Raw genomic sequence first — 10,000 nt, 5'->3', positions numbered from 1 at the left:
CTTCGGTGTGCAGGACACGGCTGGGGTCATGAGTGTCGAGCACTGACCAGTAGGTGCGGTAGATGCCCACCACCTCGTGTGGTTCAACCCCGTGCCACAGGGTCAGCCAGCCCTGATGGGTCAGGATCGGCGGGGTGCCACCGCCCATGCGCTCCATGATCAGCGTGCCCGAAGGCGGGCGCAGGCCCGGCCGCTCAAACGGCTTCCAGAACAGGGCGTCTTTGGAGACCGCCAGATTGATCGACGGCCCGGCGCGCCAGTCGCTGCCCGGCGGATAGGCGAAGTAGAGTGCCCCCAAAGGCCGCGTCTGCGCCCAGTAATAGCCGTCGATCAGTCCCTCAAAAATCAGCATGTCCTTGTTTTGGTGGTCGAGGACGATCCCTTCAAAGGTCCAGTCGAGGCCATTGTCAGAGCTGTAGAGGGTAGTCGAATGGCGCTCCGGGCTGACCGAACAGGTGGTCATCAGCCAGCGGTCCCCGACGCGGCTGATGCGGGCGTCCTCCACGCCATAGCACTGAAAACTATAGGCCGGTGCAATGGCGCGGTCGTAGTGCAGCGTGAGAACACGTGTGCCGTCCGGGCTCAGTTCGGCAGGTAACAGCCACGACAGGGAGGTCAGGGCCATGACCTTCCACTGCCCGCCGGCGAGGGTGAATTTGCGCGGATCGGCCGTATTGGCCTGATCGAGCGGCCAGGCGTCGAGGCCATAGGTCTGCGTTGCCTCGTCCCAGCGGATGGCGTGGACATGGCCATCGACTATGGGCTCGCGAAGGGCTTCGGCGACGCGCACCATCATCAGCAGATTGCCGTTCGGCAGGCGCAGGAGGCCGGGATTAAACGCCCCCAGCACAAAGGTCTCCGCTGTCAGGCGCCCGGCCAGCGGCGAGCGCGACAGGTCAATATCATCGGGCGTCAGAACAAGCTGATCAATGGGGTAGGGCATATCGCTCACCGGGTGGAACATATAGGGCGTGGACATAGGGATGACCTCAGGCCCGGACCATCGGATATTCGCGGTAAGCGCGATATGGGCCGCCAACGGTGCGGCGTAAGCAATCGGCAAAGTTGCGCCAAAGCCGAGCGATCCGCATTTTCTTTTGATGCCCGCAACCGCAGTCTGTCCGGCAGCTTCCTTACAACAGATGGAGACGGTGATGGCTGTCGAGACGACTTCACTTGCGGGCAAACGGGTTCTGGTGACCGGCGGCACGACAGGCATTGGACGGGCCACGGTGGCGCTGCTGGTCGAACAGGGGGCGCGTGTCGTCACCTTCGGGCGGCATCAGCCGGAGCTGGAGGACGCACTGGCCCATGCGTGGGAGGTCAATCCGGACGCCGACATCCATGGTCTGACCGCCGATGTCTCTACCCGTGACGGCGTGGCCCGCGTCTTTTCTGCCGTGGACGACCATCTGGGTGGGCTTGATATCCTGATCAACAATGCCGGTCTGGCCGTTGGCGGCGCACAGGATGAGACCGATGAGGACTGGCGGCTGGCGGCGGAGACCAACTTTCTCGGCTATATCGCCTGCGCCCGTGAAGCCATCGCGCGCCTGAAAGACAGCGGGGCCGGGCATCTGGTGTTTGTAGGCTCGATCAGTGCCGAGTTCAAAGGGGCGGGCAGCAGCGTCTATGCGGCGACCAAGGCCGGGATTGAGACCTACGCCAAGACCCTGCGCAAGGAGGTGATGGACTTCAATATCAAGGTCACCCTGGTCGAACCCGGTTCGGTCGGGGCCGACATGCAGGAAAAGAGCCCTGAAGAACAGCGTGAGGCCATCGCGCGCAACGAAATGCTCTATGCCGAAGAACTGGCCGACACCATCGGCTTTGCCCTGACGCGCTCGGTACGCACGGACGTCTCGGTTTTGCGCGTCGAACCGCTGCTGGAACGTTCGTGATGGCACACAAAATGGCGGCCGTGACGCCCGAAACCCTGCGCGTGCGGGCCGATTTGCAAGGCAGCCAGACCGCCGAAGCGGCGTTGCGCATGGGCGAACTGACGCTGGAGGTCAGGGCGGGGCGGGATACGCCATGGCTGAAGATTTCGCGACCTGAGCGCGGCGGTCTGGCGCTGCGCCTGATCTTCAACGCGGGTCCCTATCGGATAGAGGGGCTTGAGACGACCGCGTTGGGCCTAAGTTTCCGCGCGGAAACCGAGGCGGGCGAATGGACGGTGGAGGTGAGCCTGAAGGGCGAGACGCTTCTGAATGTGCGCAGCGCCCTGCGGCCCGCCTTCGATCTGCTCCTGCCCTTCTGGCCGCGCGATCTCTATGTGCTCGATGCGCAGGACGATCCGCTGACCACCAAAGGCCGCGTTCAGGCGGCGCAACGCGGCTACAATACCGGCCTGTGTTATTTCTGCCTCGAGGAACCGGCGTTTGGCTGCGCCCTCTATGTGCAGAACCTGACGGCGCTCAATCCCTATTTTCAGGCTACCGCCACCAAGCCCGACGGCGTGGTTGGAGGTGAGTGGCCGGAGCTGGGCTATCAGCCGCCTGCCGCGCCCAACGGGAACTCACCGCCGACCGCGCCGCTGAAGGCCGGGCAGACCTATGTCATTTCTGACGCCTATCTGGGCCTGCGGACAGAGTGCGCCCGTAATGAGACCGAAGAGGCGCGCCTGTTTATCGACATGATCGGTGACATCTATCCGCATCTGGACCGCCCGGAACCGCGCTTTCACGACTGGACGAAGCGGGCTGAACAGGCCCTGCATGACCTGAAGACCGCGCCCGAAGCGACTATCCGCCATTACGGACAGGTCTATCTGCACCCGTACACCGCCTCAGAATATCCGGATTCCATGGTGCAGATGAGCGTTGCCTCGGCCATCGACGAGTATCAGACCCTGTTCGGCAAGGCGGAGCCCTTCCGCGACGTACTGATGGCCGGGATGGGGCGCTTTTTCGACAAGGAGTTGCGGGTCATCCGCCGCTATCTGCCTAATGTCGGGGAAGACAAGAACGCCAATGCGGTGGATTCCTGGTACCTCTATCATCCGCTGATGAATCTGGGGCGGCTGGCTCTGCGCGGTGATAAGCGGGCGCGAAAGTTGTTTCTCGGTTCGCTCGACTATGCGGTCAAATCGGCGCGCCATTTCAAATATCTGTGGCCCATCCAGTACGATGTGCGCGACTTTTCGGTGATTACCGAGACGCGCGGCGACGGCTATGGCCAGACCGATGTGGCCGGCCTCTACGCCTATGTCATGCTTCAGGCGCATCAATTGACGGGTGACGACCTCTATGTCAACGAGGCCAGAGCGGCCATGCACGCGGCCGAGGGGATGCGTTTCGAACTGGTCTATCAGGCCAATCTGACGGCGTGGGGCATTGCGGCCTGCATCAAGCTGTGGCGCATGGACGGCGATGAGCGCTATCTGGCGCAGGCCGAAGTGTTTCTGGCCAGCTTTGTGCACAATGCCATCCTGTGGGAATCGCGGATTGAAAACGCCACGGCCTATAGCAACTTCTTCGGCGTCACCTGTTTGCACGACGCGCCCTATATGGCGGCCTATGAGTGCTTTGAGTCCTTTTCCGCCTTTGACGAAGTGCTGCAACTGGCCGGGGAGCAGTTGCCGCCCAAGGTCAAGCTGCTGCTGTCGGAATATCGCCGCTTCGCCTTTGATAGAAGCTGGTCCTACTATCCTGATGCCCTGCCCAAAGAGGCGCTGGCGACCACCATCCGTAACGGTCATATCGACCGTGAGCTGTCCTTTCCGCTGGAAGACCTGTACGCCGACGGGCAACCGGCAGGACAGGTCGGCCAAGAGATTTACGGCAGTGGCGGAGCCTTTATCATCGCGGCGCGGGGCTTTTACGGGGTCGATCTGCCCTTCTGGCTGTTTGCCGACTACCCCTACGCGGTAACGCGCAATGAGGCGGGGCTGATGCTGGTCCTGAAAGGCCCAACCGGTCAGACGGCCTCTGTGCGCGTTTTTGCCAAAACGCATCAGGCCTTGCCGGACATAGGCCTGAGCGCGAACGCAGTCGATGTGCCGCTGAAATGGAAGGAGAACACCCTTCTGGCGCAGGTGCCCGCCGATGCCACGCTGTTTTTAGGCTGGTAAACTCACAGGACCGGAAAAGACCATTTGCCATACGCCCATCTGCCCCTATGATCTCAGCTAACACTCAACAGGGGGACGCAATTGATCAACGTCGAATCACTGGAAAACCTGCCGGCCTATCTCATGTTTCTGGGCACCGGATTGCTTGTCTGGCTGGTGGGCCTAACGATTTATCTGTGGGTGACGCCCATTCGCGAGCTGGCGGAAATCCGCAAGGGCAATATCGCGGTAGCGATCCATTTTCTCGCGGTCAGTCTGGCTCTGGCCCTGCCGATCCAGTCGGTTGGCCATTCGACCTTCAATGCGGGGGATATGATCCTGTGGGGCGGTATTGGCATCGTGTCGCAGATCGTTTTGCACCTGCTGGTCCGCCTGTTCGGCAAGAGCTTCTACACCCGTCTGACCGAGCCGGGGAATGAGAAGGGCTGCATCGCGGCGGCTCTGGCGCTGTCGGCGCTCAGCCTCGTCGTCGGTATGCTGAACGCCGCGGCCTTGTCGTACTGAGGCCCGTGCAGAACCATGACCCGTTATAATTCCACCCGGGCCTACAGGGCCGATTATCTGGCCCGCCTCAACCGGCGCAAGGCGCGCTGGGTTGCGGCGCTGGCGACGACCGTTTCGGCGGTCGCCATGCTGACGGGCTGCGATGAGCCACAGGCCACACAGGCCCCGTCGGTTGCCCAGACCGAGCAGATGCGCGTCTATAAGACGCTGGATGAATGCAAGGCGGCGCAGGACGATGACAAGCTGTGCGAAACCGCCTTCGCCGAAGCCTGGGAGTGGCAGAACCAGCAACCGGGCTATAGCGCCAAGCAACAGTGCGAGGCGGAATACGGCGTGGGTAACTGCGAAAGCCGCGCCAATCCCTCCGGCGGCAACTGGTTTGTATCGCTGATGGCGGGCATGATGATGTCCAATGCCATGAGCCGCATGTCGCAGGACCAGTATCTGCGGGAAAAAGAGCGTGAGCGCGGGGGCGGTGCCTATCCCGTCTATGTCAACAGCCGCGGGCAGGTGTCGAGCTATGGCGCCGGGGGGCTGCGCCCGATGGGATACCGGGTGACGCCCGGTGGCGCGGTGCCGACCTATATGGACGTTGAGCGCGACCCCTCCGGGCGTGGCTACGCGGCGCGCGGTACCTATTCAAAAACGGAAACGGGCTATCGGGCGTCGTCGCGCGGCGGGTTTGGCAAATCCTCCTCCTTCCGCGGCAGTTGCTGCGGTTAAAGAGGTAACACATGGAACGCTGTCTCGTGCCGGTGCGCGACAACTGGAAGGCGCGCGTCGAAGCGGAAGGGATGCTGTGGCACAGTGCCCCCGGCCTGACCTACTGGCATGAAGGCGTGGCCTATCGCTTTACCGAAGCGGAGGTCGAGGCGATCCATGACGCCACTGAGGCTTGTCATCAGATGGCCCTTGCCGCCGCCGGGGCGATTATCGAAGGCGGTGAACTGGCAAACTATGGCTATGGGGCCGACGCCATAAAGCTGATTGAGCAAAGCTGGCACACCCGTGAGCGCGACATCTATGGCCGCATTGATTTCGCCTTTGACGGGGGCAATCCGCCCAAAATGCTGGAATACAATGCCGATACCCCGACCAGCCTGCTGGAAGGCGCGGTTATACAGTGGTCGTGGCTCACCGATACGTCAGGGCCTGAGGCCACGAACCAGTATAACGACCTCCACCGCGCCTTGGTTGAGCGGATGCAGGCTTTGAAGGCGGAACGTGACGCGGGTTTGCTGGGTGTGCGCCAAAGCGGAGCCCCATTGCACGTGGCCTGCGTCTTTCCGCACGATGAAGACACCGGGACCGTGGCCTATATCGAAAGCGTGGCGCGTGAAGCCGGGCTTGAGGTCTGCTTCGTTCCCATGGATCAGATCGGTTTCAGCGCGGTCGAAGGCGGCACATTCCTGGACCAGAACGACCTGCCCATCCGGCTATTGTTCAAGCTCTACCCGTGGGACTGGCTGCTGGCCGATGACTATGGCCCGTCCCTAACGCAGGCCGTGTTGACACACACCATCCGCCTGTTTGAACCGGCGTGGAAGATGCTGCTGGCCAACAAGCTGCTGATGACGAAGATGTGGGAGATGTATCCGGACAGCCCCTATCTGCTGGAGACGCGCCGCAGTGATGAGGCGTTTCGCGCGGCTGGTCATGGGTTTGTGCGCAAACCGGCGCTCGGTCGTGAGGGACAGAATGTGTCGGTTTTTGCGGCCGGTGACCGGGCGCACACAGCGCAGACCGACGGTAATTACGCCGATAATGACTTCGTCTATCAGGCCTTTGCCGATCTGTTTCGTGACCCGGCATCCGGAGCCTATGCCCTGATCGGCAGTTGGGTCATCGGGGGGGAGGCGGTGGGCATGGGCATCCGCGAAAGCGACCATCTGATCACCGATGATCGCTCACGCTTTGTGCCGCACCTGTTTCGCTGACACCTATTTTTCGACCTGTTCGTACCACAAGAAGCCGTGGCTAGAGCGGGATGACTTCGGTGTAAGCCTCATCCCGCTCTAAATTTCTGTTTTGTCGCGATATTTTTGTCGAAAACCGCTCACACTTTTCGACATATCGCTTTGGGCAAAGGACACAAAAAAAGGCGGCCCGCACGCTTACGGACCGCCTGAGTTACCTTCCGGTTGGGGGGAGTGAATCAGAAGGTATAGGAAACGCCGAGGAATATCTGACGACCGGTGTTGCTGAACACCCGCTGCGCGCGCCGCTCCTTGCCCGACCACTGGTCGCCCATCTGATTGGTCAGGTTCAGTGCATCGAGATTGATGGAGAGCTTTGAGCTGAGCTTATAAGAGGCCGACATATCGACATTGGTCGTCGCATAGCTGCCATTGGCGTCGAGAAGCTCGCTCTTGAACGGAAGGGCGGTGATGTATTCATCACGATAGGCGACCGAAACGCGGGCTTCGAACGGACCCTTTTCGTAGTAAAGGGTGGCGTTCACCGAATTGGGCGACACATTGACGAACTGATCCCGCGTAGTGGTTGGCGCCGTCGTCGCCGTACCTGCCGACAGGTAATAAAGCACCGACGAGTCGATCCATGTGTAGTTGATCTGCGTCCCGAAATCGTTGAACGGCGCTGGCAGGAAGGTGAAGGGCTGCACAAGGCTCAATTCAACGCCTTTGATATAGCCGCCTTCGGTATTGCGGGTGCGCGTAACCGTGTAAGGGGTGGAGGCGTCCTGACCGGCCGACAGAAGGCTGAGCGGCAGGCCCGTATTGCTGTAGGGTTCAATCGAGGTGATGGATTGGATCATGCTGGCGATGTCCTTGTAGAACAAGGTGGCGCTCAGCAGCGTGCTACGGGTGGGATACCATTCAAAGCTCAGATCGTAGTTCTTTGCGCGGTAGGGATCGAGGAACGGATTGCCGATATTGACCGACTGCACACCGAAGGTGGTATTGACGGTGCCGCCGGGGGTCAGAGAGCCCACAAAGGGGCGCGACATGACGCCGGCAAAGGCAAAGCGCGTGGTGAAGGTCGGCGTCACTTCCAACGCCAGATTAAGCGCCGGCAGATAGTCGTCATAGCTGTGGCTGACGGTGGCCAGGGTCGTACCCGCATAGCCGGTCGCCGTCAGCTCGGTTTTGACATACCGCAGACCGGCATTGCCGCGCAGGCGCATACCGCGGGCCAGATCCTCCTCGAACGACACCATGCCGTAGAGTGCCGTATCGTCTTCGGTGACCGCGCGGTTGTTGGCAAGCGCATTGCCGCCGCGCACCGCGTTTTCGCCCAGAGTCCAGTCGCCATAGCTGTTGACGCAGTTGCAGTTCAGGTCGAGCTTGCTGATAAAGGCCTGAACATCAGGCACCACCCATGACGACACCGACCCGGCAGGGAGGTCAAGACCTTCGCCCCAGCCGGTCAGGACCGTGCTCAAAGACCCAAGGTTCGGGAAGTCCGCTGCGAATTTGGTGAACTCAAACGGCAGCTTGCCATCGGTCTTGGCTGCCGGTGAAGTGTTGTTGCCATAGACGCGCTGGGTCTGGGCTGACGTGAACTCGTACGTCTTTTTCAGAAAGCCGGTGTGGAAGGTCAGCCCGTCAAGAATGTCGTAATGCAGGTTCCCTTCGACGCTTGAGAGGGTGTTCTTCACATTGGCGTGCACGATGCGCACGTCCGGCGTCAGGCCGGTACCGGCATTGGTGAAGGTGACATTGGCGACATTGGCGACATCATAGCCGTAATTGATGAAGGGGCGGCGGGCATCGGCGCGCGCGTCCCAGACATAGCCGTCCTTGTTAAAGGCGTCATAGGAGATGAAGACATCGAGCGGCTGATCGAATTCCGAGCCGGACTGGGCAATACGGAAATCGCCGCGCAGCTTGTCCGAAAAGGTGTGCTCACCATGCAGACCCAGCATGTAGGTGGTGGTGGTGGTCTCGGCATATTCGGCGATATGTTTGATATCGACGTGGTTGAGCTTCATATAGTCAACCTGACCGCTGGAAGTCACATTGACGTCCATGATCTGGGAATCAACCCGCCCGGCGAACAGCGGAAACGCGGCCGAGGCCCCATTGACGTTGCGGTTATTGGAAGCGTTCGACAGGGCGTAGTCCTGACGGTTCTGGTCAAACTTTGAATAGACGGCATCCAGCGTAAAGCGGGTGTTGTCGTTCGGCCGCCACTGGAAGGCGGAGGTCACGCCCAGACGTTTCTGATCGAGTTCAAAGCGACCGAGGCCCGGATTACGCGGCAGGAAGACGTTCGGCTGATTGATCTTGGCATAGGCGGCCGCATTGGACGGCAGGCCTGAGAAACACTGTCCCGCCGGACGGGTGCCGGTCCCCGACAGCGGGTTCACATAAGGGATGGCCGTATTGACGACCTGACTGCCGGCCTGATTGGGGTCATCGACCGCCACGCCGCAAAAACCGTTATTGGCATCGGAATAGTCCGAGGCCGAGGTGTCGGAATAGCCGTCTTCCTGCATCAGGCGCTCGGAATAGGCGACCGACAAAAGCGCCCCGACCTGACCGGCCGAGGTGTCCCAGGTGTTGCTGATCAGGCCCGCCACGCGCGGCGAGGTGGTCTTGTTATTATCGTAATAAGCCGCCTGAGCCGAGGCGGCCATACGGAAGCCGGGCTTATCGAAAGGACGACCGGTTTGCAGGTCGATGGTTGCCCCCAGCGAGCCTTCGTCCATATCGGCGGCCTGCGACTTGTTGACGGTGACGCTGTTGAACAGCTCAGACGCAAAGGTCGAGAAGTCAAAACCGCGGGTGCGGTTGATACCGGCCATCACGCCCAGCGTAGACCCGGTCGTCGCCGAATAGGCCTCGACACCGTTCAGCGTGGTGCGGGTAAAGTCGCTGCCCAGCCCGCGCACCGTGATGCTGCGCCCTTCGCCGCCGTCGCGGGTGATGGAAACCCCCGGAATGCGCTGGATGGATTCGGCGAGATTGGCGTCAGGGAAGCTCGCCATATCGTCAGCCTTGATCACATCGACGATATTGCTGGCGCGGCGTTTGGTATTGACGGCGGACTCGACGCTCTTACGGTAACCCGTCACGACGACTTCGGTGGGCTCATCGGCCTGTCCGGTCGCTTCCTGAGCCAAGGCCTGTCCGCCGCAGCCCAAAAGCACCAGAACCATCAGGGAAGCGCCTGTGCGAATGCGGGCGCACTTCGCCCGTTGGGTGACTGTCATGATGGAAATATCCTCTCTGTAGCAACCGATTCTGCGACCGGATTCGTTGGGTAATGGCCTGAGCACGGATCATCTTAAAACTGACGATCACTCTTACTCATAAATGATCAATTTTGACCAATCAATAGTAAATATCAATCAAAAACGAAATATGAGAAAAAAGTTACAGAGAGGCGAGCTTTGGCACAGCCGCAATGCATGTAATTTAAAGGAAAATTTTCAGTATGTGTTTGCACGAATATCGTCAC

7 protein-coding genes are annotated in these 10,000 nt (G+C 60.4%); 5 read left to right on the top strand and 2 right to left on the bottom strand.

What is annotated here, in order from left to right; translation table 11 throughout:
- Positions 1-979: glycosidase (locus tag LDL37_RS08325; RefSeq protein ID WP_290796638.1), on the bottom strand; the 979-nt coding region annotated here is incomplete at its 3' end.
- Between the two features lie 175 nt (positions 980-1,154).
- On the opposite strand from LDL37_RS08325, the gene LDL37_RS08320 reads away from it, so the two are divergent.
- The 5 genes from LDL37_RS08320 (at position 1,155) to LDL37_RS08300 (ending at position 6,513) form a co-directional block, all read left to right on the top strand.
- Positions 1,155-1,901 (top strand): SDR family oxidoreductase, encoded by a 747-nt coding sequence (locus tag LDL37_RS08320; protein WP_290796634.1) that lies wholly within the window; start codon positions 1,155-1,157, stop codon positions 1,899-1,901.
- Positions 1,901-4,072, top strand: coding sequence for a hypothetical protein (locus LDL37_RS08315; protein ID WP_290796642.1), 2,172 nt, complete (start codon positions 1,901-1,903; stop codon positions 4,070-4,072). Before LDL37_RS08320 ends, LDL37_RS08315 begins: the two co-directional genes overlap by 1 nt.
- 81 nt (positions 4,073-4,153) lie before the next feature.
- Positions 4,154-4,576: a DUF350 domain-containing protein gene (locus tag LDL37_RS08310; RefSeq protein ID WP_290796631.1), complete on the top strand. Its 423-nt coding sequence runs from the start codon at positions 4,154-4,156 to the stop codon at positions 4,574-4,576.
- Between the two features lie 15 nt (positions 4,577-4,591).
- Complete coding sequence (locus LDL37_RS08305) at positions 4,592-5,299, top strand: DUF1190 domain-containing protein (RefSeq protein WP_290796628.1); 708 nt, start codon at positions 4,592-4,594, stop codon at positions 5,297-5,299.
- Between the two features lie 11 nt (positions 5,300-5,310).
- Positions 5,311-6,513, top strand: coding sequence for a glutathionylspermidine synthase family protein (locus tag LDL37_RS08300; RefSeq protein WP_290796625.1), 1,203 nt, complete (start codon positions 5,311-5,313; stop codon positions 6,511-6,513).
- 218 nt (positions 6,514-6,731) lie between these two features.
- On the opposite strand, the gene LDL37_RS08295 is transcribed toward LDL37_RS08300, so the two are convergent.
- A complete protein-coding gene (locus tag LDL37_RS08295; RefSeq protein WP_290796622.1) occupies positions 6,732-9,752 on the bottom strand; it encodes a TonB-dependent receptor in 3,021 nt (1,006 codons plus the stop codon).
- Positions 9,753-10,000 lie beyond the last annotated feature (248 nt).

It is taken from the genome of Asticcacaulis sp. (assembly GCF_020217185.1).
Lineage (GTDB): Bacteria > Pseudomonadota > Alphaproteobacteria > Caulobacterales > Caulobacteraceae > Asticcacaulis.
Note: the sequence above shows the minus strand (reverse complement) of the source record. Positions and strands in the feature narration are given on the sequence as shown.

Bases quoted from the DNA above. Each gene is read 5' to 3' on its own strand.
- LDL37_RS08320 (WP_290796634.1), top strand. From the start codon at position 1,155: ATGGCTGTCGAGACGACTTCACTTGCGGGCAAACGGGTTCTGGTGACC.
- LDL37_RS08315 (WP_290796642.1), top strand. From the start codon at position 1,901: ATGGCACACAAAATGGCGGCCGTGACGCCCGAAACCCTGCGCGTGCGG.
- LDL37_RS08305 (WP_290796628.1), top strand. From the start codon at position 4,592: ATGACCCGTTATAATTCCACCCGGGCCTACAGGGCCGATTATCTGGCC.
- LDL37_RS08300 (WP_290796625.1), top strand. From the start codon at position 5,311: ATGGAACGCTGTCTCGTGCCGGTGCGCGACAACTGGAAGGCGCGCGTC.
- LDL37_RS08295 (WP_290796622.1), bottom strand. From the start codon at position 9,752: ATGACAGTCACCCAACGGGCGAAGTGCGCCCGCATTCGCACAGGCGCT.